Raw genomic sequence first — 26,539 nt, forward strand, 5'->3', positions numbered from 1 at the left:
ATTTAAATTGAACTAAACAATATTTACACTACACTCCGATGACAGAACAACCTTCCGATCGCTGTTATCCCCAGATTTTTTTGATTCCTTTATATAGGGAAAATCCGGGGATAAAGGCGAACGCTCCGCTTCTTCAGGTTCTTTCTGTCCTCTCCGTTTTGTGTAAATGTTTAGTTCAATTTATATATTTAAAATTCATTTTTTCAAAAGGTAGTTCATATTGGGTCTGTTTGAATGAGATTCCATCAAGATTCTCAGGAGCGACAACGGTGACACGCCCGTTGGTAATCGGAATGAACACAGCTTCATCATGGACGATCTTCATAATGTCGGCATACAGGGATTGGCGTGAAGCCTCATCCGTGGAAACCATGACCGCATCAATTTTCTGATATAGTTCATCTGCTTCGGCAATTCCGCTTGTCGTATGCTTGTATGCTGAATCTGACGTAAAGGCAGCAATGGTACTCTGTGGATCATAGGCCAGTCCCCAGGTTTGATTGAACAGCAAATCATATTCCCCGGTTGCTCTCCGATTCGCGATGGAAGTAGACTCTTCGCCCACGATATCAAGCTGAACACCCAATTCTTTCATCGAATACTGAATCAATTCGGCCTGTATTTTCTGTGAAGACGAATTGCTGTCATAGTATAATTTCATGGCTAAAGGCTGACCGTTCTTCTTTCTCACCACTTCACCATCTGTCAATGTCCAGCCAGCTTGGTCCAGAAGCTTTTTAGCCATTTCCGGATCATACTCCCGTTTCTTCAGGTCCACCTTGGCGTAATTGACATTGGCTGAAAATAGCGTGTCCGCTACCGTCTGCGTTCCGTTGAAAATATCTTTACTGATCGTTTCACGATCAATGCCAACCCATAGCGCTTCCCGCACTGCCGTTTCCTGAACCGGACTATCCTCGCGACTGCTATTGGCTACGATCATACTCGTATTCATCGCTTCACTTCGGACCACTTGATAATCCCCGGATTCAGCCAGTTGGTCCATGGCCTCGACATCGATACTATCTGCTCCCCGGTCATCGGTGAACACAAAGTTGATCTCTCCCTTTTGCAATGCCAGGAATGTTGTTTCACCTGCCGGAAGAACCTTGGATGTGATCTTCTTGATAGCAGGTGCACCACCCCAATAGTCTTCATTGGCTTCAAATGTGGCATTCTCTTCGACTTTATGAGCAGTAAGCTTGTAGGGTCCTGTACCGTGGAAACCGCTTACCCCGTCTTTGGTTCCGTCATCTTTGAAATCCTTGGGGGATATGAAGACGTAAGGTCTTGTCATGGACAGTTCCACCAGTGCCGGATAATAGGCTTCCGACAGCGTCAGCTCCATCGTGTGCTCATCGATAACTTTTACACTCGTGATTTTGGTAGAAAGCTTGATCCAAGCATGTTTTTCGGCATTCGCCTGTACTGCATCGATATTTTGTTTAACCGCCTCTGCGTTGAACGGCTCTCCATCATGGAATTTCACATCTTGTCGCAGATGAAAGGTATAGGTCTTGCCATCCTCGGAGATATCCCATGATTCAGCCAGCAATGGCTTGATTCCGTCAGGTGTGTTTTCCACCAGCGACTCATATACCATTCCTTGCGCAGGCATGGAACCTGTATACAGATGTGGGTTCATATCATTAATATCTTTAGAAGAAGCATAGATAAGTTCTGTTTGTACCTGGCTATTGGCAGGCTCCGTTTGGGCGCTCTCTTTCTCTTTTGGGCTCTGTCCGCATCCGGCGAGCAGCGCAATGGCAGACACCAGCAATAGTATGGATGTAAAAGTAAGAGCCTTTTTCACAACATTTCCTCCTGATTAGTAAGCAAAACTAAAAATTTACACTTGCCACTTCGATGACAGAACAACCTTCCGATCGCTGTTATCCCCGAATTTCTTAAATCTATCTCCTAAAGGTAGTATTTCGGTGATAAAGGCGAGCGCTTCGCTTCTTCAGGTTTTTTCTGTCCTCTCCGTTATTGTGTAAAACTAAATTCAACTTACTTAAATTAATATAACTAGACCCAACTACTCGAAAGTCCGGTGCAGATCATGCGGATATCCTCTTCAAAGGATTGGATGACAAAGGCTTCGGACAAGCGCTGATTCGGGTGTGCGTCAGCTACTTCCTGAATCTTCGCCTCATACCTGGCGATAAAATGATCCATGGTTGGACAGCTTACATCCAGATGTCTTGCTATGCCCTGAATGATTTTGATGCGGTAGTAATCTTCCTTGGGCATACGGGGGATGTCCAGTTCCCCTTCGCGGTTCATGAACGTTTTACGGAATGGGACTGCTGAAAAATCAAAATATTTGCCTTTCGAATCGGGTTCCGAGAATGGATCAATCAATAATGAGGTGTATCGTATGTATAATAAATACTCTTGATGAATGACCTGCAGCTGATTGAAATTCTCGATATCCTGGCGTGATATACTCTCTAATCGAACCGGATAGTTGTCATCCGTCATGAATTGAAGCAGGTTGACTCCCTGAATATCAAGTCGTTCCGTAATATTCATAATCTCCTGCCACTGTGCCCGCATCTCCCGAATCAAAACTTGTGTTATCGGACCTTCGGGATACATCTTGTATACATATTTCTGAATATCCGATGCTCCAAAGATGGCTTCTAATGAGAAGTCATTCATGAACAAGGGTGGATGCACGTACAACGAAATATTTCTCGTTTCCGCCTCCAGTGGGGATCGCATCACTTCCAGCGCAATACCCAAACGCTCATACACTTGGCATAGCTTACTGACCTGTTCAGATGGGTAACGAGTGGAACCGATATAGACCTTTTTCTTAACCCCTGTAGTAATCACATGATTCGACGGCTGTTCGTGCATCCAACGGGTATCTCCAAGGTAGGTAGAGAAACTGATCACTTCCGGCTCTGATTTCCGCTCTCTCATATAATGGGTCACAAGTCGATTCGACCCAAACGTTGGAGAAACCAAAATGATACATTTCAGTTGTTTGATGAATTCATTTTTCATTTGTTCCAATACATCGATATAAGCATCCGTTGTTACAGCCAAAATGAGTGTTCCCCACTCACCATCAATGGTGTCATATCCCTTGAACACATGATCAACGAAACATTCACCTGCGAGCGATTGATGTTTCTCATTTTGAATGCTGACCTGAATACGTTGATTGCTCTCTTCAAAGGCTGAAAAAATCGATGCTGAACGAACCGATTGTCTCCCCGCAATGCCTATACAGCAGTTGAGATGATCTTTGAGTGTTACCGCAAGCTGAATGGATGCAGGCCCGGTTCCGAGTATCAGAATTCGCTGAAGATTGCTCATATAAGCCTCCTTTATTTAAAGTTCACCTGGACTCCACCTGAATTGACTTGGATGGCTATGCTTTCTGGTACAACGCAATATCGAACACATCATCCGGGCGCAGGATCTGGTCTACCAGCTTCCACTTGTTACTGTCCGTCGCTCTCATCGGATAATTAAATAAGGACTTTAACTGGTCACCATATCTCATGGCTACAACCACCTGTGCATTTGTCAGGGCATGCAGTTGATCAAGCAGTTCATATTTAGGGGCCACGGTAGAGCTGAAAATGATATGTGTTGCTTCCTTGGTAAACTCCAGATTTTCCAGCAATGTTGACTCCAAACGAATCTTCAAACCCGTGCCCAGTGTCTCCACCACTTTTCGCCCGAGTGTAATGGATTCTTCATCAATATCGATCCCGACGACTTCTGCACCTGATCGCTTGGCGATGAGTAATGGTGTCATGGGGAAGGAACCGGAGCCTACCAGCAATACTTTGGAATCAGAGGTAACATGGAAGCTGCCGAATTCTTTATCGATACACTCTTCAATGTTTTTGAAATAATCGGCAATCTGCACATCCCCGTTGTCTAGGGCGTGTCTGGAAGCTCCGAAGGAAGCAGATTTTGCCGAATTTTCGTTCCAAGCAAGGAAGTTTTCCGCAGGCGTGCCGGGGCACGTCAAGGGAAAGTGACGCAGCAGGGGGCGAAAAGGCGGTAAAAGATGCACTTCAGCGAGTTTCGAGACACGCCCTAACTTCAATGCACGATATTTCTCCATGATCGCCACACACTGGGCGGATTTATTTCTTAACTGCCATACAAGCGAATCCAGTTCTTCCAGCTCCGAATGCTCCAACTGTTCCCAGGCTGCCTTATTCTCCTGATTGGTCACAAAGCGGGAGTAGTCATTGATCACAGCTTCCAGCTCCGAACTATGCTGAATCGTATGATCATACTTGCTCGCGAGCTTATCGAATTTCTCTTCAAATTCACTCAAACATGTCTGAAAATGAACCAATGTGATCATTTCTTTTCCCCCAATACGTTGTCTCGATCATGTCATGTACCTCATGCGTTTATAAAGCTCCATTCTGCTGGAGCATCTATGAAGGCTTTGCCTTGAGCCACGATGCCAACCGATCCCTCAATCGTAATACTCCCAAGTTCTGCGCCATCCCACTGGGCTACCACTTTGATCGCACCACCAGGCTGCTTGATGTACTGCGTAATCTGCCTTTGCTGGCTCCATGCGAGATACGCTCCTACGGAGGCTGTACCCGAACCACACCCTCTCTCCCAGATCAGACTATCCAGCTCCGGAACATAGATGAGTGGGGCCATTTCTTCCAAGTGTGATTGATATAACAAGATACCGATCAGCTTATCTCCCAGAGTTAATCCCAGTAATCTTGCAAGGGTCTGTGCCCTCTTCTTCATCGTATCGTCGAAGTCATCGACTTCAATCACGATATGGATGAACTCAGCGTACCGGATGATCACCATATCGAGTTCGATGCCTTCGTACCGGATTGTTCGCTGCTCAATCTGCTTCGGAACCGGCATGGTTACCTGGCAGTTGTATTCATGCTGCTGCTTCTTCACATAGCACATGATCAATTGATCGGTTCCGGAAACCTCCAGCATGATATCCATAGACTCCTGTTGAGCCAGTCCTGCTTCAGATGCGTGGTGTGCTGCAAGTGCCATACAGGCATTGCCACAGAACTCTCCTCCGGCCATTTCCAGACGGGCCACAGCTTCCGGTCTCCTCGTTGGTTCAATGAATCCCACTTGTTCAGCGTAAACGTTATCATATGACATTAGGCGCGTAGCAATATGGTTGTAGTTCTCGGCTGCATGATCCGTTTTAACCAGAATCGTCATGTTTTGAGTGGGACTGAACTTGATAAAATCGATCTCCTGTTTCATCGCAGCGACTACTCCTGTTCTTCTTTTTTATCTAATAGTAATTATTACGATTAAAGGTCGAGAAAAATATAGCACATCCTTTTAGGGAGCGTCAACAAATATTTCCATTAAAAAAATAAAAATTTCAAAATACCTTTAGCTGCCCTCCATATAAGAAAACCCAAACAGAGCTGACGCTTCTGCGCCAGCTCTAGCCATAACTATACCGTCTGATAAGATTCAGCGAATCGTCGTTCCTACCCGCTCTCACTTAAAAAAGGGAATACGAAAAACGGCTGCCGTCGAACGGAACCGTTTCGATCTGGATATGATCCAGTGATTCACTATACTCATCACTCTTGATGTGCTTGCACATTGTGCAGTGCTTGCACATTGTGCAGTGCTTTCTCAGCCAGTGCAGCCAGAAGATGTGCTCCCAGCGGCAGAGCCTGTTCATCCACATCAAAGCCAGGGTGATGCCATTCATGTGGGCCAGAGGTGCCCAGGAAGAGGAACAGGCCGGGAACTTCTTTTTGATAAAAAGAGAAGTCCTCACCTGCTGGAGAAGGTAGCGGTCTAACACTATTCAATCCAATCTCACTTGCAACTTGCTCCGCCGCAGATGCGAGAGACTCATCGTTGACCACGGCAGGTGGTCCCTGAATCCAGCGAACCGTAGCCCGTGTGCCATAGGCTGCGGCCACACCGGCGACTACCTGATTGAAACGTTCGCGAATCCGTGCACGCACTTTCTCATCAAAGGTACGCACTGTGCCATCAAGGATCGCTTCATCGGGAATAACGTTCCAGGCTGTGCCGCTATGAAGCTTGGTGACGCTGATTACAGCACTCTCCTGTGCTCCCACATTGCGGCTTACGATGGCCTGTAATGCCGTAACAATATGTGCGGCAACCACGATTGGATCAATGCCGGCTTCAGGCACGGCTGCATGGGTGCCTACACCTTCCACTTTGACAACAAAACCGTCTGCTGCTGCCATCAATGCGCCTTCCCGAATACCCACCGTACCTACCTGGAGATCAGGCTTGTTATGCAAACCAAATACCGCCCGAACATCGGACAATGCACCACTCTGGATCACTTGGCGTGCACCCGTTGCTTTTTCCTCCGACGGCTGGAATATCAACCGTACTTTTCCCGGCAAACTGGACTCGCGCTGTTTCAGTAATCGTGCAGCACCGATCAGAATTGCCGTGTGTGCGTCATGTCCGCAAGCGTGCATCTTTCCATCTACCTGGGAGGCAAATTCCAGCTTTGTCTCTTCCTGAATGGGCAGCGCATCAATATCTGCTCTTAGGGCAACAACAGGTCCGTCCCCTTGGCCTACTTCAGCGACAAGCCCTGTCCGCAGCACATATTCGTCTGCAATACGGACACCTTCCTCTTCCAGCCAGCTGCGAATGGCAGCTGTTGTCTCCTTTTCCTCGCCGGACAATTCCGGGTTACGATGCATGTGTCGCCGAATGGTGATTAAACGTTCCGCGAATTCTTCCGCCCGTTCACCATGAAGTTCATGCTCGGGGCCCTGTACTTGTTGCTCAGCCTGCTGTTTAGGCTGTTCCAGATCACTTTTCATCACACGGCCTCCCATTCGTATATATTCACTGCTATATTCACTGTCTACTTCCGATTGCTGCTTCTTCCTTGGATTCCAGTGCAAATTCGCTTAGTCCCTGCTCTGCCAGAATCTCACGCAATAATTCAAATGAACGAATGCGCTTGGTAAAATCCCGTGTAGCTGTAGTCACAATGAACTCTTCCACAGCAAACTCCTGCTGGAACTTCAGCAGTGCCTGACCTACGCTTTCCTTCGTCCCCCGGGTCACACTTGGCTCCAAAATTTCGATCCGATAGGTTTCGTTTGATTGACGACCGAATTCTTCCGCCTGTTCCACAGAACCGACAGTGAGTACTTTCCCACTCTCCAGATGGATCTTCACCAGCATATGCTCGCTCGCAAGTCCTTCCGCTTCCTCCTCACTCTCGGCCACAATTAACGATATGGCTAGTGCAGCGTAGGGCTCCCGTCCCTGGGAACGATCAAATTGTTCACGATACACACGGATCGATTGAAGCGCTACCTCTATATTACTGTTAATGAACAGTGAAAAGACATATGGAAGTCCCAGTTCCGCAGCCATGCCTGCACTATCAACACTGGCTCCAAGTACGTACAGTTCTGCTGGAATATCGGACAGAGGCGAAGCGCTGAGACCTGCAAGTGGATGTGATGAATCTTCAAGCGGCTCATTGTGGATGTATCGTTTCACCTGAACAATTTTCTCTTGAAGAGATGCTGATTCCTGAATACCTTCCTGCAACGCTTGTGTCGAACGGGGTAAACCACCTGGCGCACGACCGATTCCCAGGTCAACTCTTCCTGGTCCGAGCGCTGCAAGGATATTGAAATTCTCGGCGACTTTGTATGGGCTGTAATGCTGGAGCATTACTCCGCCGGACCCCAGCCGAATCCGCTTTGTATGCGCAAGCAAGTGGGAGATGAGTACCTCCGGGGAGGAACCCGCAACATGCCCTGAATCATGGTGCTCCGACACCCAGAATCGATGGAATCCCAGCTGCTCTGCTCGCTGTGCCAGCTCAATCGTATGCCGAAAAGCATCCACCGCCGTCTCCCCTTCATAGATGGGAGTCTGATCCAAAATGCCAACACGAATACTCATATCCTTCTCCTCCTTGATTGTGCTGAACCGCTATTCTTGAATCACTATTAAGTTGAACTAGAGATGTTACACTTTATCACTCCGATTGCAGTACCATCTTCCGATCACTCTTATCCCCAGATTTTCTTTACTCCCTTGGTTCAAGGGAAAAATCTGTTGATAAATGCGCACGCTTCGCTTCTTCAGATTGGTTCTGCACTCTCCGTTTTGGTGTAAAAATCAGATTCAACGTTAGATGCTCTATAACTGCCGCAACAGTTCCCCGAAGGGCTCTGCCAATGGCGAATATTCTTCCTTTAACGTGACAACGCTGATCTGCAGTGATACACCTGCCACCTCATGTACCTGAATGGGGAACAGTTCCTGATTCTGCACTTCCTTCTTCACCGTGAGTCCCGGGAGAAAAGCAATGCCTGCCCCTTGCATAACCAGTTTCTTCGCCGTCTCCGAATTATCGACATGGTATGTAATATTCGGCGGATGTTCCAGCGAGTCGAAAGCCCGGTGAATGCGAAGCCAGTCCAATGAACCACATTCAAAAAAGACCAGTTGCTCATTCCGAATGGCTTCCATGCTGACATGCCCGCTCTCAATGAATGGATGCCCTTTATACACATAGAGCTGGATTGGATCTTCATAAAAAGCAACCGTACGGATCGCAGGATGCATGACCTTGCGCACAAAAGCAAGATCAATCTCCTGACCCAGCAGTTTGGCAATCAGCTGATCCGTCGTTGCTGTCGTCAATTTGATGTTAATCTCGGGGTAAGCATCCTTGATCTTGGGTAGAAAATCGGGAATGACATAATTGGATACCGATACTGTACTCCCCAGTCGAAGCGCATCCGGTGTTGTCCGGCGTTGCTGAATCTTCTGCTTGCCCTTCTGAATCACTTGCAGCACTTGCTGCGCATATGGCAGGAATTTCCGACCTTCTTCTGTTAGCACGATTTGCTTGCCAAGCCGATCAAACAACTTGCAGCCCAGCTCCCTTTCCAGTGACTGAATGCGAGCTGTGACCGAAGGTTGGGACAAGAAGAGTACTTCGGCAGCCTTATTGAAGCTTCCATAATGATTGATATATACAAATGCTTCAATATTCTCGATATTCATGAGTGCCTCCGTATCCACGTCCGCAGACGTTTGATCTTATATTGATTTATCCAATATACTTACTTGGTTTTACGATATCGTAATCCCATCCTTTTCCAGTGTCAATAACAATTCATCCAGTGAGCGATCCAGACGTGTAGTAATATCTGCCGAGAGTACGAATTGTCCATCATCCAGTCGTTCAATTCCCTGATCCACAGCATACACACCACCCAGGATATGTCTTCCACCAAGGGCCGCCAGTACAGGCTTCAATGCATAATCAATGGCCAGCAGATGAGCAACAGAGCCACCGATAACGAGTGGGAGTATCAACTTGCCCCGTAACCCTTCTTGCGGAATCAGATCCAGGAACAGTTTAAGCACTCCCGAGTACGATGCCTTGTATACGGGTGTAGCTACAATGACTGCATCCGCGGCTTCAACGACAGCAAGTGCATCCCGAATGAATGAGCTGTCGAACCGGGCTTGCACCAGATCCTCAGCGGGCAGATCCACAACGTGAATAACTTCGACGGTGATGCCTGCCTCCGTTAATTTTTGGCTGCTGTAATCCGTCAGACCTGTCAAACGCGAACGCTTGGAGGGTGATCCGGCAATAATGACAACATGTGACATGAATATCTCCTCCTCAAGCGTAAACGGCTGTCGCCGTCCTCTGGTGGCACAGCTACCGTTTCGCAGTGAAATATAAAAATGGATAGGGTGAAACTTATAAATTCTTATATTTTGGAATAGCGGTCAAGCCGCTCCTTTTACTTTGGGGTCCAGCCGATCGCGAATATCGTCTCCAATCAGATTAACCGCCAGTACAAACAAAGTGATCGCCAGACCCGGGAACGTACAGATCCACCAGGCAACCGTCAGATAACCTCTCCCTTGGGAGAGCAATGCACCCCAATCCGGTATTTCCTTCAACACCCCAAGTCCCAGAAAACTGAGTCCGGAGCCCGTTAGAATTGATGTCCCTACGCCCAGCGTAGCCATGACCAGCAACGGTGACAACGAATGCGGCAGTACATGTTTCCAGAAAATACGCGTATTGGAACCGCCCAATGAACGTGCCGCTGTAATGAAAGGCAGTCCTTTAACTGATATGACCTGCCCACGCATCACCCGTGCGTAGCCCGGAATGGAGGAAACCGCAACAGCCAGTGCAATGTTTATCAGTCCTGGCCCGAGAGCAGCTGCAACAGACAATGCCAGGAGCACGCCGGGTACAGCCATCAGAATATCGACAGCTCGCATCGTGATGGTATCAACAACGCCTCCGGCATAACCGGAGATAATACCAAGCGCACTGCCAACAATGCCTCCCACAAGCACCGAGGCAAATCCAATGAGCAGCGAATCCCTGCTTCCATGCACAACCACACTGAAGATATCCCTGCCAAAATAGTCCGTCCCGAACAGATGCGCAGCAGAAGGAGCCTGCAGGATAACATCCGTCATCATCTGAGTTGGATCATAGGGCGCAATCCAGCCCGGTACAATCGCACATGCCACGGTAAACACCACCACCAGCAATGCTGCATAAAAGAATAATCGGGATACCGCGAATGAGACGCGATAGCGCCAAGGGCGGCGATTCCACAGACGGATACGTCCTACACTGCCCGCCCATGCTTTTTTGTCACCAGCCAAAGGTTTCATGCTCATGAGCAACAACTCCTCCTTTTATACTCTGCGTCAGGACACTTCTGACTGTTCCATCCATGATTATGTGCGGACTGCACGCCGAACCCGTGGATCAATGTACGAATACGAGATATCCACCAGCAGGTTCAAGACAACGTAGATGATAGATGTAAAGAAAACCACACCTTGCACCACGGGAAGATCCTTGGCCATTAGCGCATCGGCAATAATTCGACCGATTCCTTGTCTGGAGAAGACAGTTTCCACCACAACGGTTCCCGCAAGCAGATCACCGATCAGCATGCCGATTACCGTTACTGCAGGAATAAGTGCATTACGCAGTGCATGACCATACATGATCGCACGTTCCGAAAGTCCTTTGGCCCGTAACGCCACGATAAACGGTTCATTGATCACTTCCAGCATGCTGTTCCGTACCATCCGTACGATAAATCCTGCACCCACGAGACCCAGTGTGGCAGCCGGAAGAACCAGTGAGCTGAATCCGTCGGAACCCATCGCCGGGAACCAGCCAAGCTGTACCGAGAATAACAGGATGAGCAGAATCCCCGTCCAGAAGGTTGGCATGGAAATGCCGAACAGTCCAACGAGCCGGGCGACGAAATCAATCACGCCATTGCGATGAATCGCAGACAGTACACCAAGTGTTATTCCAATCGTGATGGCAATGAGTGAACTGAGTGCGGTCAGTGCCAGTGTCGCTGGAAAATGTTCTAGTATTTTTGGCAATACCGGATCCGAATTGATCATGGATTTACCGAAATCCCCACGCAGCATATCACCGAAATAGTTCGCAAACTGGATATAAAACGGTTGATCCAGTCCTAGCTGAACCCGCAGATTCTCGATCATCTCCGGGGTAGCCGAGGATGGGTCCAACATGAGCAGCACCGGATCACCCGGCAGAAGATACATGATGCAGTACACCAGCACCGAAGCTCCGAATATAACCAGAAGCGATGTTGCGAGTCGTGACAGTATCGTTTGAACCATACCGGGATATCTCCTTCCTGAATCTGGATTGGCCGTTCCTATAGTGCGTGTTCAAAAAGACCAGTTTTCAGTACCGAGAAGATGGAATGAAGCTAGAAATGGAGTAGCGGAGCGTAGGAAACAACGTAAGCAACTAAAATGTTTCCAAAGGAAACATACTTCGTAAGCCTCCCGCTTATTTCGGCTGAATTTCATATTCGATGCTGATTATGCCATTAGGCATGACTCGTAATCAAAAGTGGACTTTTGAACAACCTCTGTTAGGGCTGAATGCGGACGTCGTTAAAGAGTGGATACCCCAATGAATCAAACTTGATACCTTCGACCTTTTTGGATGCTGCGACGGTATACGGGAATACATAGATCGGCAGAATTACCGCTTGCTCAATCAGGTAATGCTGGATTTGATTGTAGATCTGAACACGTTTATCGGGATCTGTCTCAACCGCTCCCTGCTCTAACAGTTCATCGATCTTTGGATCAGACAAACCGGACAATGTCGGACGCTCGCCCTCTGCACTCGTATGATAGAAAGCGTACAAGGCATTAGGATCAGAATTGACCTGACTGTTACCATAGAGATCATAATCCCAGTTCTGATAGATGACTGTTGCGATATCTTTTGTAATCTCGACTTCAACGGCAATGCCAACCTGTTTCAACTGTTGTTGGATAATGGCAGCAATGTCATTGCGTTTCTCCCGATTGGGCGAACCATCGACATAACGCAGGGTCATTTTCTGGCCGTCTTTGGCACGAATACCGTCAGCGCCTTTCACCCAGCCTTGTTCATCAAGCAGCTGATTGGCTTTGTTGATGTCCGGGTTAATGCTACCTTCCAGCGATGCATCATAACCCAGGATTCCAGGAGACAGTGCGGACCACGCACGTTCGTAGTTGCCCAGATATAATGTTTTGACAATCGATTCCACATCTACAGCGGATTGTACTGCCTGCCTTACTTTCACATCATCCCAAGGCGCTTTGCGTAGATTGAAAAAGAGTGTGTACGGCAGTCCAACTGTGTTGGCCTGTAACAATTGCTGGTTCGGATCGTTTTTTAACACAGCGATATTCTGCGGTGGAACCGTCTCGGCAGCGAGTACCTGACTACTCTGTACACTTCCGATGCGCGTTGCTTCTTCCGGTACAATCTTGAATGTGATCGTGTCCACATGTGGCGCAGCTTTATTTTCAACCGTCTCAGGTCCCCAGTTGTAATCCTTGTTCTTGGCAACGACGATGTCCGCATTTTCATCCCATTTTACAAAGGTGTACGGACCTGTGCCCACCGGATTTTTACCCAACTGGTCGCCATATTTTTTGGCAGCTGTAGGGGATACGATCCCCAGAAGTGCCTGGCTCAAATTGCCGAGAAAGGCTTGCGATGGTGATTCCAGATTTACCTTGATCGTATATTCATCAATAACCTCGGAGGAGCTGTAGGGTCTAATCAGGGCAAGGGAATTGGCAGCTTTGGTGGCCGGATCAATCACCCGGTCCAGATTGTATTTCACGGCTTCCGCATTAAACGGTGTGCCATCGTGGAACTTCACGCCTTCACGCAACTTGAACGTATAACTCTTGCCGTCCTCGGATACGCTCCATTCCGTGGCAAGCCAAGGTTTGATGGAACCATCAGGCAGCTGCACGACCAGATTGTCGTAGATCGTCCGGATGGCACGCACCGTTACGGCAAGCCCACTGCGATGAGGGTCCAGCGTATCCGGTGAAGTTGCAAGTGCAAAACTCAGGTTGCCTCCTTCGACTTGCCCGGTCTGCCCCCCGCCTGATGCCTGTGCCGTACTGTTCGTGCTGCCTCCCGCTGCTCCGCAACCGGATAATACCATTACCAATACTGCTGCCAATGCCATATATTTCATCCATGAGATAGACCTGTTCATATCGCTTCCCCCTCTGTGTATACAGGTGTCATTAAATTGATGTTTATACCAATACTTGATATATCCTATGAGTTAAGTCGGTTTTAAATTAGTACGAAACGTAGTGTACATTGAATAGGGTTCATCTCAGTTATGCCAAATCAGATACAACCTGCTTCTTCGCAGCCGTATAACGGTTAACCGGAATTTTCACCCCAAGGTTACCTCGCAATGTATCGTGTTCATAGTCCGTACGATACAGGCCGCGCTCTTGCAGAATCGGAACAACCAGTTCTACAAAATCAGACAATCCACTTGGCAGTTCGGAAGCAATAATGAAGCCATCTGCCGCTTCCGTCTCGAACCATTCCTGAATTTTGTCAGCGACCTGCTCTGGTGTGCCCAGAAATTTGCTGCGTGGTGTTGCTGCCCGCAGAGCCACTTCACGCAAAGTCAATCCTTGCTCCTTGGCATCCTTCTTAATCTTGTCCGTGCCACTTCGGAAACTGTTGCTTCCAATTCCGTTCAGCTCCGGGAACGGTTCATCCAGCGGATATTGGGAGAAATCATGATGTTCGAAGAAACGGCCCAGGTAATCCAATGCTTTGTCAATCGTGACCAGGCTTGCGATTTCCTGATATTTCTGTTCAGCTTCCTCTTCTGTCCGTCCAACAATAGGATTGATACCTGGCAGAATGACAATATCCTGTGAAGAACGTCCATAGGAAGCGGCCCGTGTTTTGACATCCTTATAGAATGCCTGAGCATCTTCAATCGTATCGTGTCCGGTAAAGACAGCATCCGCTTCTTGCGCAGCCAGGTTTTTGCCATCTTCCGAAGAACCCGCCTGGAATATCACCGGCTGTCCTTGCCGTGAACGCGCAATGTTGAGCGGACCTTGTACGGAGAAGAATTCTCCTTCATGATTAAGGGTGTGCAGCTTGGATGGGTCGAAGAATACACCGCTCTCTTTGTCTCTTACAAAGGCATCATCTTCCCACGAGTCCCATAACCCTTTGGTTACCTGCAGATATTCTGTAGCAATGCGGTAACGTTCCGGATGCGTAGGGTGGTTGCTCTTACTGTAGTTTTTCGCTGTACCTTCCAGCGGAGAGGTCACGACGTTCCAGCCTGCACGGCCATCACTGATCTGATCCAGGGAACCGAACTGTCTGGCTACGGTGAACGGATCACTATAGGATGTCGAGAGGGTACCCACCAGTCCAATGCGTGAAGTAACGGCAGCCAAAGCGGAGAGGATACTGATTGGTTCGAAGCGATTCAGGAAATGCGGAATGGATTTCTCGGTAATATACAGACCGTCTGCGATAAAAACAAGATCGAACTTGCCTTCCTCCGCTTTCAGTGCCTGACGTTTGTAGAATCCAAAGTTAACGCTGGCATCCGAAAGAACCTCCGGGTGTCTCCATGTGGTGTTGCTTCCTCCAACCCCATGAATAATGGCTCCAAATTTCAAACTGCGTTTCGCTGTCATATGCACTCCGCCTTCCTTGGATTAGAATCTTTAAAAGAATGATCAAGGGCCAACTGAACTGATTACGTATGCGAAATAACTTAAAAGTTAACTATTCCTATGAGTTTGGTTTGTTTTAATTTCACAAATCTTATCACTGCCCCGTAAAAGGGTCAACAGCGTGACTAATAGATTTTTTCTATATGAACATTGGAGATGTAAATAAGACCATTTACATCCCAAGTGAGCCTTAACTTATGAACGTTCCAGCTGCTGTACAAATGCGATCTTGCATCATGCAGCAGCCGGAACGGCTTGCTTCAAAGGTATATATCAACTCCCGTTAGACTGCTGCCGCTTCGTCCGCTCGTGCCAGAAGTTCAGCCAGCTTCTCCAGATCAGGTTCCAACAAGGCTTCAAACTTGCCGTCCCCTCCCACTTCAATAACGGGTACATGCCGAATGCCATATTTTGCTTCAAGCACATCACGCAGCACGTCATTACCCTGCACTTCAATGTTCTCAAAAGGCTGGTTTCGCTCTGTCAAAAATGCTTTCACTTCCCCGCAGAAATGACAGCCTGTTTTGCTCCACAGCACGACTTTTTTGGTTGATGATGACATCGACATACCTCCTGATTGTTTTTAAGATCAAGATCTGGACGATTGAATATGAACGCCCTAGACCTTCAATTCCCATCTGTTAAATAAGAATTATGGCTCTAAATGTACTCCCGTGCCCTTCCTGCGTCAATGGATCTGCTAATAGAATAAACCTATAACCAAATAGAAAGATTAAATTATAAATTTGAAAGATGGCTCATTTTACAGGAATGAATCGCTATTGGCCCCTCCTAACCTGGTTAAAAGCTTGTTTTGCTAAATCAGTGTAGAACTCGATCTGATCCGGACTTCGATCTATGGCCCACCTCAGGGTATCAAAAGCTTTCAATAACAACACATACCTGGCTTGATTCAGTACACGCTCTTGCTCTTGTGTACTTGTCCCATATCCTTCTAAAAACGCTTTCAATTCTTCCTTGTCAGGACCCTCACCCCTTAGCTGGCATTGCATGAGTTGAGTGATATCGCCATACGGCGTGACGGTGACCTCCGCATTTCCCCAGTCCAGAAGGGTAATTTCTCCTGTCAAACTTACGATTGTATTCTTCAAAGAGAGATCGCCGTGGCATAAGCCAAAGCGGAAATTTTGCATGTTCAGTTGTTCGAATAATTGCCTTACGACCTGTGATTCCTTCATCGTCATCACACCAAGCTCGATCAGCGGGTCCTGCTCCGTCAGACTATTGATATTGTATTGCACATATCCTTGCCAACTTCCATCTGATCCTGCATGAGGGGGAGAGTAAAATTTGTTTTGTACGGGATCGTGCATTTCCCTTCCGAAACCTGCCACCGGGATGGATTGCATACGTTGTGTGTATTCACCGAGTTTCCTCCAAATCACGGACGGGGGCACTGTCGTATCCAATCCGTTATCCCCTTCCTCAACCGTTTGAATCATATAGGCATGTTCAGCGTTGACCCCAACGGATAATGTCTGTGGCCCAGGAATACCGGCACTTGTTGCTCGTTCGATGCACCATTTTTCTTTCAAAAAGGTGGGATATGTATCTGGATTATTCATCCGTACAATCACTTTATGACTTGCCGTTTCCACCAGGCAGACCTGATTAACAAAACCTTTACCCACGATATGATGTGAGCATGTTACTTTTTCCAGCAAAAAATCACTGGCAATCTGTTCGGCTTGGTTAACTATAGAATTCTTCACCGTGCATCCTCCCTCAATCGCTATACTTTAAGTGGTCTATATAAGTTGAACTAATCATTTATAAGATAACGGAGAGGACAGAAAAAACCTGAAAAAGCGAAGCCACAAGCTTTCTGCAAGAAAGCTGCCTCGGAAGCATACGCTACCCCCGGATTTCCCCTTGAGAACGGGGAATCGAAAAAATCTGGGGATAACAGCGATTGGAAGGTTATTCTGTCATCGTAGTGTCAGTATAAATAATCTTTAGTTCAACTTATATAGCTACCAACTCATATGTAATATTCGGATGCGGAATGAATCAGAGCGATTACACAGGGTACCGCCACATTTTCCATTCCGCATCATGCTGCTGATTCGTATAACTAGATCGCCTGACATTACAGATCTGGGTTCAAGAGCTGAGGTGGGGCGATAATGGGCCAGCCTTCTTCCATCGAATTCAGTTGGTCCGCAGACACGCTGATAATATGCCCGGAATGTACACCCCAACGTTCTGCCGCATAGACCGAAACAAATCGTCTTCGCTTGTCTCCGCTGATCTGATATCGAATCTCGGGTGCATCCACTGCGGCAACAATACTTCCTTCTGCCCAGCCATTGTGAGAACCATGAACCGCTGTCGTATGCACCTGTTGTGATTCCCTCGGCCATCCATGCACGTCCCCCGCTGATATCAGTGCTTCTCCGGCAGGAATGGCGAGCAGATCCGGCTTGGCAACCTGAACAGGAGATATTCCACGCGGTACAGGGATGTTCAGCTTACGCCGCCGACCGCCAGTTAAAGTATAGACATCTCCTTTGGCATCGGACAGGAACGAACCTTCCGGGTAGAAGTCATAACTGTGTCTGAACTGTAATGCTGGATCTTGGCTGCCCTGCGTTGAGATTCGCTGACGCGGATCCATTGGGGTTGTGTCACCATCCTCTTGTTGACCGGATGGGGTACCAGAGGTTTGTTGTCTAGCCAAGCGGGAGGTTTCGGCAACCAGCGCATGGGGATCTCCCCACTTTTGACTATAAAACTGCTCGTTATCCTTATTCACTACAGCAAAGTCTTGCTCACCCAAGGCTTTCATACTGACACTTCCGAAGTGGTGGATAAAGGCATCCCCGGCTACCGCAAGCTGGTATCCTGCCAGCTTCACCCGGATGATCCAATCGTCATCTTCGAAATTGCCCACCGCGTATCCTTCGTCCAGATAACCTACCCGTTCCAGCAGCTCCCGTGAGAACAGCCAGCAGAACCCGACCAGGCGATTGGTTATTCGATGTTTGTCTGCATCCGGACGATTATGTGTGGCGGCAAAAGACCACATCTCTTCTACCTCACGGTACGGAACCTCAATCTGCTGATCCCCGCCAATATAGTTGGTCACCGGACCCACCACACCAATCTTCGGATCACTGGCAAGACAAGTCATCATGTTATCCAGCCAGCCCGGAGTAACGAGCGTATCGTTGTTCAGTACAATGATATGTCGTCCTCTCGCCATCATCAGCCCATGATTGACACCTCCGGCAAACCCCCTGTTCTGATCCAGGGCAGCAACCCTCACCATACCGCCTTTGCGGAGCATGGCCTCAGCAGTACCATCCTTGGAGGCATTATCCACAACAATGATTTCGTAGGGGGCAGGGGTATGCTTTTCGATACTGGACACACATTGCAGCACATACTCCCGCTGATTGTACGTGGGAATAATGATGCTAACTCCTTCAAAAACAAGACCAAATGAACTCTGTCCCTGGTGGACACCTTCGTCATATCCTCTACGATAACCCTGTTTGTAAAGCCTGGCTCTGGCTGTGCGACTGCTTTTACCATTACGTCTGGATCTCCGCCGCGTTGAGCGACGACCTGCTGCATGCAGGACGGCCTTGGCAGATCGCGAGGCATCGCGCTGTGTGGCAGGGCGGGCCGCTTTTTTTCCGCTGCTTATGCTGCCATTCCGGTTATTTTCACTGTGGCTGTTGTCACTACGAGTGCTGATATTTGGTGTGATGTTGTGATGACTGTGACCCTTTCGACGGACGTTTCGAGCCTTAACCTTGTCGCTGCGGCTATGACGTTCTTCCCCGCGCTGTTGATCGGGTGTGCTCATGTTGCTCCCTCCATTTCCACTTGTCCGTGAGGCCAACACGCACATGTCCAGCCCCCGGACGGTCCACTAGAGTTGAAGCTCTCCTGTTACCAGTTTGTCAGCCAAATGTCCAAAATCCAGAGCGACCTTGCCGAGTTCACCTGCAATTCGCCGACACAGAATGACCGCCGGAATTCCCGCTGCCACCAATGCGATATCAAAAGCATGTTCTGCGGTTTGCTGCATCACCCTCTGAATATCCATAACTCCCGCCACAGAACCAATGATACCTGTGACATGAATTCCCCGGTTATGCAGCAATGCCGCAAGCTCTGGTGCCTGGCTGCCTATGAGCAGAACCCGCCGTCCTTGCAGCAAGGGCAACACCAGGCCGGACTGATGCAGACTGTAATTGATCGTGGAACTGGTCAATTTCAGCTGGGACCAGTCGATCCCGAAGTGGCGCAATACCGGAAATAACAGCCCCTGGAATGTCGGCGCCCGCGAGATCGGCACGCCAACCCAGTCGGCGGCCTGTATGGCTTCCGCAAGCATCGCGCGGATGTCTGGCGTTGAGCATGGCACCCCCGCATAGGGCAGAAACGGTGCCAGCTCCTGCACTTCCTGGCCTGGCAGCACCGTATCGGCTGCCAGCGTGAGCAGTTCGCCATCTCCGAGGCGAACGACAGACAAGGGGCGCTGTGCATCCAGCGCCGCCGTGATGTGTCCAGCCATCTCATGAGGGCTGGACAGCCGGGCCAGGCTGGGCGCATATTGGCGGAATCCCGCCGCGATCAGATCTGCCGCAGCCACGGCTGGCAGAATGTGATCCGGCGGGATGTGCTGCGCCACCAGCGCCTCCCCGCCGGCGAATACGCCGTCGCGGTAGCCCTCGGCGTAGCCGCCGGGCACGGCCTCCGCCTGCACTGCGTGCTCCGCGGGCGGAGGCGGCAAGCCCTTGGCGCTGCCCGCATTCGCGCCGGCAGCGCCTCCCCGCCCCGCGGGGGCGACACCCTTCGGGTGTGTCGCCTGGCGCGGGGCGGGGCCAGCACCGCTGGCAGGCATCGCCCGTGGCGTGCTGGCTTGCGGTGCTGGCATGGGCGCACGGCGCATCGCCGTGCGCTGCTTGGCGCGGGCAGCGGCACGCCGGCCCCGCGCTGTTGCAGGCCTGCGCCCAGCAGTGGCCTGGCGCAGGCCGGCTTTGCCTTTGCGGGTGCGGCTGGCTCTTGCCGCTCTGCTCGCACTCGCAGAGCCAGCTTTGCCTGCTCTGCCAACAACACTGCCTGTGCTGCTCGCTTTCCTTGCAGCAGCCTTATGCGCTGCGCCTGCAGATGTACCCGCTTTGGTCAGGGTACTGCGTTTCCCTGACTTCACACCTCTGACTCCAGCAGACCCTGTACCTGCTGCTACCGAAGTGCCACTGCCCATAAATACGGCCGGGTGGATGCCCCGGGGCTTACCCGACACGGAGGCCCTAGCGGCCCCGGTGCGTGTCACTACTCTCACGCCATTCCCTCCTTTGGCATGCACGAGGATTGTCGCTGCGCAAAGCGCCGGAGCATCCTTCCAGCTCCGGCGCAGAGTGTTCTGCTCCCATGGGGCACCGCACAGCGGCAGCATCAGTCGCATATATTTTAGGGCAATTGTCCTTTCATGCGGACAGCTGCTTCCTGGAGCGATTCAAATGTACCTGCATCACTCCAGTATTTCTGCAAAATGTCGTATTCCAGCCCGCCAGCAGACGCATAGTGATTATTCACATCCGTAATTTCAAGTTCTCCACGCGCAGACGGCGCAATGTTGCGAATCAGGTTAAATACATGATCGTCATACATGTATATGCCCGTCACACAATAAGAGGTTTTCGGCTGGCTTGGCTTCTCCTCAATGTACGAGATTCGCTCTGGATGCTTTGGATCAAAAACAGGCACCCCGTAACGTCGTGCATCATCCACCTCTTTGAGCAGAACTCGCGCTGTACCCGCAGGTTGCTGCATGTAACGGTCCACATAAGGCTTCAGATCATCGCTGAAGAGATTATCTCCGAGAAGCACAACGAATTTTTCGCCAGGAAGAATAAAAGTGGTCGCCAGATCCAACGCTTCCGCAATCCCGCCTGCCTTTTCCTGAATGCGATACGTCAACTTCACCCCATGATCCGCTCCGCCACCAAGATACTCTGTATATAACCCGGCGGAATGTTTGTTGATCACAATCAATAGTTCATCAATGCCTGCCTGGCGGAGTCTGTCGATGCCATACATAATCATCGGATGTTTACCGACTGGAAGCAGATGTTTGTTAATGAGCCGGGTCAGCGGATACAGTCTAGTTCCTGTTCCGCCGGCAAGAATTACACCTTTCATTCCACGTTCCCTCCTTCATCGGATATGTCCATATATTCAAGCGGATCGACATGCCATTTGTTCATAAAAATCGAACGATTACGCTCAAGCAGCTGTTTCCACGCTACCGGATCTGTCTTCTGGAAGCTGGCACTTCCCTGATGATGCACAAGAACATCTCCACATACCAGCAGGCGATATCCCTGCAATCTTGCTCTATAACAATAATCGTCATCCTCATAGTGTCCCGGAGAATATGCCTCGTCAAGCAGTCCAACCGATTCCACGACATCTCGTTTCATCAGCATGCACAGACCGACGATCCGGCGTACTTCCCTCCACCTTGAAGAATCCGCAACATTATTGGAATTGGCCAACTCCTGAAAATGTTCCATATCCCGAAACTGCAGTTTAATCTGCTGGATGCCGCTTGCATAATTCGTAACAGGACCCGTGATTCCAATACTTGCGTCACTGTACAGAGCCGTTCGCAGGTTCTCCAGCCAACGGGGCGTGACCGTAACATCATTGTTCAACAGCAGCAGCTCATCCCCGCAAGCGGCACGAAGTCCAGCGTTACACGCTGCCGGAAACCCCCGATTGTCCGGGAACCTGACAAATCGAATTCGCTCCAGCGCACAATATTCAGCCGTTCCATCGGTCGAACCGTTATCTACCACGATAATTTCATATGACGCAGGATCGCCCGAGTATTGACGTATGGCATCAATGCAGGGCCTGATCAGATCCAGACCATTGTAAGTTGGGATAATCATACTCGTCAGTGTCATTAGGCGTTCCTCCTGTAAGCCACTTCTACACGGGAGAGTGTATGTGCCTGGGCTGGATTCCAACCTGTACCCAGCAATGTAGCCAGTGCCTCCAGATGATCTCCGATGATCAATTTGGCGACATCATTCCCACTTCCCGTGTTACCAGGACGCAACCGATTGGAACGAATAACATCCACCTGACTTGGTGCAGAGACGTTCATTCCATGCTGAATAGCTAGACTTTGTGCCTTAGGTGGAACGGCCAGTGATGCTGGCTTCACGGTCTCAATCATACGACGAGATAATGCATGAGGCACGGCTGTCATGGAGTTGGAACCAAGATCTGCCCTGCCTAATGTTCGGTTCAGATATGCTTTGATCCGGCTTACCTCATCCTGCCCTGCAAACGCAGGGAGCAAAGACGTCAGATTATTCAACGCTACATCCTGTCCGCGATCAACTGCATACAGAAATGGTGCAAGCTCTTCAGCCGAGACGACCATATCTCCATCCACAAAGAGTACCGACTCCGCGTCCGTCATCTTGGCTCCAAGTGCACGCCCAACATCATGTCCTGCCCGATCCGGTTCGTAGACTACTGTAAGTCCAGGCTGCTTCAGTACCTGTTTCAAACTGTCATCTGTCGTTCCATTCAGTACTACAATAATATCCGTCAGAGGCAATCGCTTTAGTTGCACTAGCACCTGCCCCAGTGTGTGTTCCTCATTACAGGCACAGACAACGGCAGCAGCCGAATGACGAAGAGGTAGCGGCACGATCTGGAATGAATGTCCCGAGGCCTGAGCATAACCTTGCATAAATGCCTTACCTGCTTTCAGGACTAGCTCGAAGTTGCTTAGCTCCGCAACGTTCGCCGCGTGTGCATTCCATACGAGACGTGCGTGTTTTTCTGATACTGTGTTGTTCGTCTTTGCCTCGCTTCCTGCAACTTGCCCCGCTTTCCACATCAAGTGCAGATCTACTTGGCCAGACTTTGATCGGCTTCTTCTTGTTTTTTTAATATCTACATGTTTTTTGTTCCTAAGACGCTTGTTCGTTCCTGTTCTTCCTGCTGTCGTTTGTCTATTTGTTGACCGCCTGCGGCGGACAACCCCTGAACGTCCCTTCATTTCCTCACCTCCAGCATGCTGCATCATCCGATGCGACATGCTTACCTCGCCAGGTTGCGAACACGTTGCAGATCGGTATAACCTCCCCGGGGACCGAGCGTATCCGTTATCCACTTGATCGCTGCCATATGATCATTGAGTACCACTTGACTTAGCAGATCAGGTCCGCTTCGCTTTTTGATTCGTACTGCATTCATTCTACCCACAGGTACGTGATGAACAGCGCGTACCTGAAGTCCGCCGATCACTGCCTTCGCTTGTGCGAGTGGCGGAACTTCCAGTGAGGATATCCCCATGACCTCAAGTCCTGCTCGGCTTATTGCATGTGGAATAGCTGTCATGGATGCTCCCCGGAGATCGGATCTTTCGAGTATGCTGTTCAACATGTGTTTGGCCTCCACTACCGGATGAACGGGATGATGAGTGACTGGCCCATGGTAGTCGTTAAGCGCTACATCCGTTCCCTTCAGCACAGCCTTCACGTAAGGTGCAAGGTGCTCTGCGGGAATTGCGATATCTGCATCAGTAAATAACAATACCTGACCGCGCGCCTCCGCTGCACCTACTTTTCGTCCTCCATCATGCCCCAGCGCTTCGGCATACGTGAGCACGCGTGCTCCAGCCCGTTTGGCTGCATTAGCCGTACCGTCTGTTGAACCATTCACAACGACAAGCACTTCAGCATCACGGCATATCCGCAGCGCTTCACGTACAACTGCACCAATCCTTTTCTCCTCATTCATGGCAGGGATAATGACCGAGAGCATCGGTCGCTGAGAAACATCTCTGTGTAAAGGAGCATCACTCATGCCATTTTCCGTTCCATTCTCTACTCCATCCTTGGCCTGTGACATCAGCTGTTTGGATGGAATAACGAACGTATAGGCCTTTGTACCCTTTTTTTGTCCAGACTTCCATCTTCGTTTCTTCAGCACTGTTTTTCTTCGTGTCACATTGGATCGGGTTGCATAACGTGCTTTGGTACGGTTTTTGCGCAACAGTTTCACCTCCCGCATTCGATCATCGGCATGCCAAGGGAGTACACGTTATTCTATGTATTCGTGGAGCAGTGGAAACGGCGTTTGTCCTTGCACGAAGCAGGTTCTCCCTGTGAACACGAGGGTACAGGCCTTGCTTTTAGACAAAATACGTCAAATTATGTGAAAAACGCTACCTCTCCCCTACTTCAGACACAATTTTAACAAAAATCTAAATTTGTATCTTTTCCAAAGTTTTACATTGTGATAATATACGTTCCAAGCAGTTTTATTTACAAAAATAACCTTGTGGTGAACATAAGTTCCCCTACTTTTTTTAAATCAATTTATTGACCTTAGGTTGATTAGATGATGACCTCATTCACAGAACCTGTTAAGCAGATACATTTTACTCTTGAGAGGAGTGATGCCGTTCAGAACACACTGCCTTTGTCATTTACGCAAACCCGGATTGAACACCCCAGTTTTCCGTACGTATCTTCTACCTGCGCAATTGGACAACCCCCGGCTTTCTGAAAGAGGAACACAATAGACGATTAAACCTTCGGGCTGAACTGAATAAACGGTTATCCTTTTTGTTTGGTGTCGTGCTTAACACTTCCCGAGCTAAGGCCAAGCCGATTTTGTTCCAATCGTTTCTTGTCTTATTCCACGCTTCAGGTTCAGCCCCACGCTCCGCGCTGCCCAAGTTGCAGACGGAATTCCAACCGAGACTGGCATAAACATTTTCCAACCAAAAAAATAAGTTTAAGAATGGGAGAGTTTACTATGAAATTCGCCAAAGTTATGCCAACAATTCTTGGAGGAGCTCTTTTGCTCGCTTCCGTATCCTCTGCTGCTGCAGCTCCAGTGTCTGATCAATCCATTCCACTTCAGGCCCCTTATGCCTCTGAGGAGGGTATTCCATTGAACAGTGGAACAGATGACACCATCTTTAATTACCTTGGACAGCAGGAACAATTCCTGAATTCCGATGTGAAATCCCAGCTCAAAATTGTCAAAAGAAACACAGATACATCTGGCGTAAGACACTTCCGCCTGAAACAGTATATTAAAGGTATCCCGGTTTATGGTGCAGAACAGACGGTCCACCTGGACAAAACCGGAGCCGTGAGCTCCGCACTTGGCGATCTTCCACCGATTGAAGAGCAGGCCATTCCGAATGATGGTGTAGCCGAGATCAGCGGAGAAGACGCGATCCGTATTGCAACCGAAGAAGCAACCTCCCGGATTGGAGAGCTTGGCGCCGCGGAAATCACGCCTCAAGCTGAATTGAACATCTACCATCATGAAGAAGATGGTCAGACGTATCTGGTTTACATTACGGAAGTAAACGTACTGGAACCTGCCCCTCTACGGACCAAATATTTCATTAACGCAGTGGATGGCAGTATCGTATCCCAGTTTGACCTCATTAACTTTGCCACTGGAACAGGTACAGGTGTGCTTGGAGATACCAAAACCCTGACAACCACCCAATCCGGCAGCACCTTCCAACTGAAAGACACCACTCGCGGCAATGGCATCCAAACGTACACGGCAAACAATGGCTCCTCACTGCCTGGTAGCTTGCTCACAGATTCGGATAATGTATGGACTGATCGTGCAGGTGTAGATGCTCACGCTCATGCGGCTGCTACGTATGATTTCTACAAAAACAAATTCAACCGTAACGGTATTAATGGTAACGGATTGTTGATCAGATCAACCGTTCACTACGGCTCCAACTACAATAACGCCTTCTGGAACGGGGCACAGATTGTCTTTGGTGACGGAGACGGAACGACGTTCCGATCCCTGTCTGGTGACCTCGATGTTGTGGGTCATGAATTGACGCATGGTGTCATTGAGTACACAGCCAATCTGGAATATCGTAATGAACCAGGTGCACTCAACGAAGCCTTTGCCGATATTTTTGGTAATACGATCCAAAGCAAAAACTGGCTGCTCGGGGATGATATCTACACACCTAACATTCCAGGAGATGCGCTGCGCTCCCTCTCCAACCCCACATTGTATGGTCAACCTGACAAATACAGCGATCGCTACACAGGCACACAGGACAACGGCGGTGTCCATACCAACAGTGGTATCATCAACAAAGCTTACTACCTTGCTGCTCAAGGCGGAACACATAATGGTGTGACTGTCACCGGAATCGGCCGGGATAAAGCGATCCAGATTTTCTACAGCACACTGGTGAACTACCTGACACCAACGTCCAAATTTGCCGCTGCCAAAACAGCTACCATTCAAGCAGCCAAAGATCTGTACGGAGCAACTTCCGCTGAAGCTACTGCTATTACCAAAGCGTATCAAGCTGTAGGCCTGTAAAATCTAATTTTAATGTGGTTGAACTTATAATGTACTC

The 26,539-nt window shown here is 49.2% G+C and carries 21 protein-coding genes; 1 reads left to right on the forward strand and 20 read right to left on the reverse strand.

Annotated elements, in window-relative coordinates:
* Window positions 1-175 precede the first annotated feature (175 nt).
* The 20 genes from cntA to ACETMN_RS27415 all read right to left on the reverse strand — a co-directional run bounded on the left by cntA (window position 176) and on the right by ACETMN_RS27415 (window position 24,168).
* On the reverse strand, window positions 176-1,813 hold the full coding sequence (gene cntA, locus ACETMN_RS27320) for a staphylopine-dependent metal ABC transporter substrate-binding lipoprotein (protein ID WP_143786601.1): 1,638 nt from the start codon (window positions 1,811-1,813) through the stop codon (window positions 176-178).
* Window positions 1,814-2,028: 215 nt separating this feature from the next.
* The gene (locus ACETMN_RS27325) at window positions 2,029-3,330 is read right to left on the reverse strand and encodes an opine metallophore biosynthesis dehydrogenase (RefSeq protein ID WP_411735400.1); all 1,302 of its coding nucleotides are present in this window, start codon (window positions 3,328-3,330) and stop codon (window positions 2,029-2,031) included.
* A 55-nt stretch (window positions 3,331-3,385) separates the two neighbouring features.
* The gene (locus ACETMN_RS27330; protein WP_411735401.1) at window positions 3,386-4,342 is read right to left on the reverse strand and encodes an SAM-dependent methyltransferase; all 957 of its coding nucleotides are present in this window, start codon (window positions 4,340-4,342) and stop codon (window positions 3,386-3,388) included.
* 41 nt (window positions 4,343-4,383) lie between these two features.
* Window positions 4,384-5,244 carry a diaminopimelate epimerase gene (locus ACETMN_RS27335; protein ID WP_411735402.1) on the reverse strand — a complete coding sequence of 287 codons (861 nt, stop codon included), beginning with the start codon at window positions 5,242-5,244 and terminating at the stop codon, window positions 4,384-4,386.
* 332 nt (window positions 5,245-5,576) lie between these two features.
* Window positions 5,577-6,821 (reverse strand): amidohydrolase, encoded by a 1,245-nt coding sequence (locus ACETMN_RS27340; protein WP_256975427.1) that lies wholly within the window; start codon window positions 6,819-6,821, stop codon window positions 5,577-5,579.
* 37 nt (window positions 6,822-6,858) lie between these two features.
* A complete protein-coding gene (locus tag ACETMN_RS27345; protein ID WP_091020875.1) occupies window positions 6,859-7,926 on the reverse strand; it encodes an LLM class flavin-dependent oxidoreductase in 1,068 nt (355 codons plus the stop codon).
* Between the two features lie 240 nt (window positions 7,927-8,166).
* Window positions 8,167-9,039 (reverse strand): LysR family transcriptional regulator, encoded by an 873-nt coding sequence (locus tag ACETMN_RS27350; RefSeq protein ID WP_091020874.1) that lies wholly within the window; start codon window positions 9,037-9,039, stop codon window positions 8,167-8,169.
* A gap of 69 nt (window positions 9,040-9,108) precedes the next feature.
* Window positions 9,109-9,657, reverse strand: a complete 549-nt coding sequence (ssuE, locus tag ACETMN_RS27355) for an NADPH-dependent FMN reductase (RefSeq protein WP_091020873.1) — start codon at window positions 9,655-9,657, stop codon at window positions 9,109-9,111.
* Window positions 9,658-9,780: 123 nt separating this feature from the next.
* Window positions 9,781-10,698: an ABC transporter permease gene (locus ACETMN_RS27360; protein ID WP_091020872.1), complete on the reverse strand. Its 918-nt coding sequence runs from the start codon at window positions 10,696-10,698 to the stop codon at window positions 9,781-9,783.
* Between the two features lie 60 nt (window positions 10,699-10,758).
* The gene (locus ACETMN_RS27365) at window positions 10,759-11,691 is read right to left on the reverse strand and encodes an ABC transporter permease (protein WP_091020871.1); all 933 of its coding nucleotides are present in this window, start codon (window positions 11,689-11,691) and stop codon (window positions 10,759-10,761) included.
* 260 nt (window positions 11,692-11,951) lie between these two features.
* Window positions 11,952-13,595 (reverse strand): ABC transporter substrate-binding protein, encoded by a 1,644-nt coding sequence (locus ACETMN_RS27370; RefSeq protein ID WP_411735403.1) that lies wholly within the window; start codon window positions 13,593-13,595, stop codon window positions 11,952-11,954.
* Between the two features lie 130 nt (window positions 13,596-13,725).
* A complete protein-coding gene (locus ACETMN_RS27375; RefSeq protein ID WP_091020869.1) occupies window positions 13,726-15,069 on the reverse strand; it encodes an LLM class flavin-dependent oxidoreductase in 1,344 nt (447 codons plus the stop codon).
* A gap of 322 nt (window positions 15,070-15,391) precedes the next feature.
* Complete coding sequence (locus tag ACETMN_RS27380; protein WP_036605813.1) at window positions 15,392-15,670, reverse strand: glutaredoxin family protein; 279 nt, start codon at window positions 15,668-15,670, stop codon at window positions 15,392-15,394.
* A 217-nt stretch (window positions 15,671-15,887) separates the two neighbouring features.
* Entirely contained in the window at window positions 15,888-16,841 is a 954-nt protein-coding gene (locus ACETMN_RS27385) for an aminoglycoside phosphotransferase family protein (RefSeq protein WP_091020868.1), read from the reverse strand.
* A 377-nt stretch (window positions 16,842-17,218) separates the two neighbouring features.
* Complete coding sequence (locus ACETMN_RS27390) at window positions 17,219-18,943, reverse strand: glycosyltransferase family 2 protein (protein WP_091020867.1); 1,725 nt, start codon at window positions 18,941-18,943, stop codon at window positions 17,219-17,221.
* A 66-nt stretch (window positions 18,944-19,009) separates the two neighbouring features.
* The gene (locus ACETMN_RS27395) at window positions 19,010-19,657 is read right to left on the reverse strand and encodes a GT-D fold domain-containing glycosyltransferase (protein WP_256975426.1); all 648 of its coding nucleotides are present in this window, start codon (window positions 19,655-19,657) and stop codon (window positions 19,010-19,012) included.
* A gap of 899 nt (window positions 19,658-20,556) precedes the next feature.
* Window positions 20,557-21,288, reverse strand: coding sequence for a sugar phosphate nucleotidyltransferase (locus ACETMN_RS27400; RefSeq protein WP_074096322.1), 732 nt, complete (start codon window positions 21,286-21,288; stop codon window positions 20,557-20,559).
* Window positions 21,285-22,058, reverse strand: a complete 774-nt coding sequence (locus tag ACETMN_RS27405) for a glycosyltransferase family 2 protein (protein WP_047841258.1) — start codon at window positions 22,056-22,058, stop codon at window positions 21,285-21,287. The genes ACETMN_RS27400 and ACETMN_RS27405 overlap by 4 nt, the downstream gene beginning before the upstream one ends.
* A complete protein-coding gene (locus ACETMN_RS27410; protein WP_411735404.1) occupies window positions 22,058-23,209 on the reverse strand; it encodes a glycosyltransferase family A protein in 1,152 nt (383 codons plus the stop codon). The genes ACETMN_RS27405 and ACETMN_RS27410 overlap by 1 nt, the downstream gene beginning before the upstream one ends.
* A gap of 2 nt (window positions 23,210-23,211) precedes the next feature.
* Window positions 23,212-24,168 (reverse strand): glycosyltransferase family 2 protein, encoded by a 957-nt coding sequence (locus tag ACETMN_RS27415; RefSeq protein WP_091020866.1) that lies wholly within the window; start codon window positions 24,166-24,168, stop codon window positions 23,212-23,214.
* Between the two features lie 768 nt (window positions 24,169-24,936).
* On the opposite strand from ACETMN_RS27415, the gene ACETMN_RS27420 reads away from it, so the two are divergent.
* A complete protein-coding gene (locus tag ACETMN_RS27420) occupies window positions 24,937-26,502 on the forward strand; it encodes a M4 family metallopeptidase (RefSeq protein WP_091020865.1) in 1,566 nt (521 codons plus the stop codon).
* The last annotated feature ends 37 nt before the right edge of the window (window positions 26,503-26,539 follow it).

Source organism: Paenibacillus sp. M2, from assembly GCF_046713495.1.
Lineage (GTDB): Bacteria > Bacillota > Bacilli > Paenibacillales > Paenibacillaceae > Paenibacillus > Paenibacillus amylolyticus_B.

Bases quoted from the DNA above. Each gene is read 5' to 3' on its own strand.
- ACETMN_RS27395 (WP_256975426.1), bottom strand. From the start codon at position 19,657: ATGGCTGGACACATCACGGCGGCGCTGGATGCACAGCGCCCCTTGTCT.
- ACETMN_RS27345 (WP_091020875.1), bottom strand. From the start codon at position 7,926: ATGAGTATTCGTGTTGGCATTTTGGATCAGACTCCCATCTATGAAGGG.
- ACETMN_RS27330 (WP_411735401.1), bottom strand. From the start codon at position 4,342: ATGATCACATTGGTTCATTTTCAGACATGTTTGAGTGAATTTGAAGAG.
- ACETMN_RS27365 (WP_091020871.1), bottom strand. From the start codon at position 11,691: ATGGTTCAAACGATACTGTCACGACTCGCAACATCGCTTCTGGTTATA.
- ACETMN_RS27390 (WP_091020867.1), bottom strand. From the start codon at position 18,943: ATGAGCACACCCGATCAACAGCGCGGGGAAGAACGTCATAGCCGCAGC.
- ACETMN_RS27420 (WP_091020865.1), top strand. From the start codon at position 24,937: ATGAAATTCGCCAAAGTTATGCCAACAATTCTTGGAGGAGCTCTTTTG.
- ACETMN_RS27335 (WP_411735402.1), bottom strand. From the start codon at position 5,244: ATGAAACAGGAGATCGATTTTATCAAGTTCAGTCCCACTCAAAACATG.
- ACETMN_RS27375 (WP_091020869.1), bottom strand. From the start codon at position 15,069: ATGACAGCGAAACGCAGTTTGAAATTTGGAGCCATTATTCATGGGGTT.
- ssuE (WP_091020873.1), bottom strand. From the start codon at position 9,657: ATGTCACATGTTGTCATTATTGCCGGATCACCCTCCAAGCGTTCGCGT.
- ACETMN_RS27400 (WP_074096322.1), bottom strand. From the start codon at position 21,288: ATGAAAGGTGTAATTCTTGCCGGCGGAACAGGAACTAGACTGTATCCG.
- ACETMN_RS27410 (WP_411735404.1), bottom strand. From the start codon at position 23,209: ATGTCGCATCGGATGATGCAGCATGCTGGAGGTGAGGAAATGAAGGGA.
- ACETMN_RS27360 (WP_091020872.1), bottom strand. From the start codon at position 10,698: ATGAGCATGAAACCTTTGGCTGGTGACAAAAAAGCATGGGCGGGCAGT.
- ACETMN_RS27380 (WP_036605813.1), bottom strand. From the start codon at position 15,670: ATGTCATCATCAACCAAAAAAGTCGTGCTGTGGAGCAAAACAGGCTGT.
- ACETMN_RS27325 (WP_411735400.1), bottom strand. From the start codon at position 3,330: ATGAGCAATCTTCAGCGAATTCTGATACTCGGAACCGGGCCTGCATCC.
- ACETMN_RS27370 (WP_411735403.1), bottom strand. From the start codon at position 13,595: ATGAACAGGTCTATCTCATGGATGAAATATATGGCATTGGCAGCAGTA.
- ACETMN_RS27350 (WP_091020874.1), bottom strand. From the start codon at position 9,039: ATGAATATCGAGAATATTGAAGCATTTGTATATATCAATCATTATGGA.
- ACETMN_RS27340 (WP_256975427.1), bottom strand. From the start codon at position 6,821: ATGAAAAGTGATCTGGAACAGCCTAAACAGCAGGCTGAGCAACAAGTA.
- ACETMN_RS27405 (WP_047841258.1), bottom strand. From the start codon at position 22,058: ATGACACTGACGAGTATGATTATCCCAACTTACAATGGTCTGGATCTG.